At 55.5% G+C, this 993-nt stretch carries 2 protein-coding genes; one reads left to right on the top strand and one right to left on the bottom strand.

Features of this window, described 5'->3' with window-relative positions; genetic code table 11:
• Positions 1-90: 90 nt before the first annotated feature.
• A complete protein-coding gene (locus A3730_RS09005; RefSeq protein ID WP_197468580.1) occupies positions 91-279 on the bottom strand; it encodes a Trm112 family protein in 189 nt (62 codons plus the stop codon).
• A gap of 309 nt (positions 280-588) precedes the next feature.
• On the opposite strand from A3730_RS09005, the gene A3730_RS09000 reads away from it, so the two are divergent.
• Positions 589-993, top strand: a 405-nt coding sequence (locus A3730_RS09000; protein ID WP_197477388.1) for an acyl-CoA dehydrogenase N-terminal domain-containing protein, incomplete at its 3' end; no start/stop codon positions are given.

Genomic DNA, 993 nt, shown 5'->3' with positions numbered 1-993 from the left:
CGAACAGCGGGGAGCTGGCCAGCGCCAGGGCGAAACAAAGCCGCTTATGCATAAAAGGCCTTCCTGTGGCGAAGAGTTATGAGTGGGACGCTACAGTGATTGAGCTTCCTCATCACCCATGGTGCGAGCTTGCTCTTCCAGCATGACAGGAATGCCATCGCGTACCGGGTAGGCCAGGCCACTGGCCTTGCACTTCAGTTCAGCCGACGTCTCATCGTAGATCAGCGGCGCTTTGCTCACCGGGCAAACCAGAATATCCAGCAAATTCGGATCGATCATTTCACTCTTCCTTAACAGGCCGTTAAACCGTAATTCCGCGAGTATACCGAAACCCGAGGGGGTTGAGAGGGCATCATAGGCATATCGGTACTCTTTTACGGTTGCCGGGAAAAGACCTTTAAAAAAAAGCAGTTAGCGGGCAAACGGTAGTTTCAAACGCTTGTTTGACTTGCGGGTCACAAATAGGGCTGGAGACGTGCTGGAGCCCTGACCTAAGATTAGCGTCCCAAGGAGTACTACAGAGACTCCCCCAACACTGGCGAGCCGCGGCCCGCCTCATTGTCACCGGTAATTTAAGGGAGATTTGAGATGCCGGATTACAAGGCTCCCCTGCGCGATATGCGCTTTGTACTGAATGAAGTGCTGGACCTGGATGGCCACTACGCCAGCCTGGGTCTGGAAGAGATCAACAGCGAACTGCTGAATGCTTTCCTGGAAGAAGGCGCCAAGTTCTCCGAAAACGAGCTGGCTCCCCTGAACCGTTCCGGTGATGAGGAAGGCTGTGGTTTCGATAATGGTGTGGTAACCACGCCGAAAGGCTTTAAAGAAGCCTATAGCAAATACGTGGAAGGCGGCTGGCCGGCCATGGGCGGCGACCCGGAATTCGGTGGCCAGGGCCTGCCCGGCTCTGCGGGTATCGCGATTTCTGAAATGACCGGTTCTGCCAACTGGTCCTGGAGCATGTACCCGGGCTTGTCCCACGGTGCGGTAGCG

This window comes from Alcanivorax sp. HI0044, assembly GCF_001634945.1.
The sequence above is the reverse complement of the archived record's forward strand: the minus strand, read 5'-3'. Positions and strand labels throughout refer to the sequence as shown.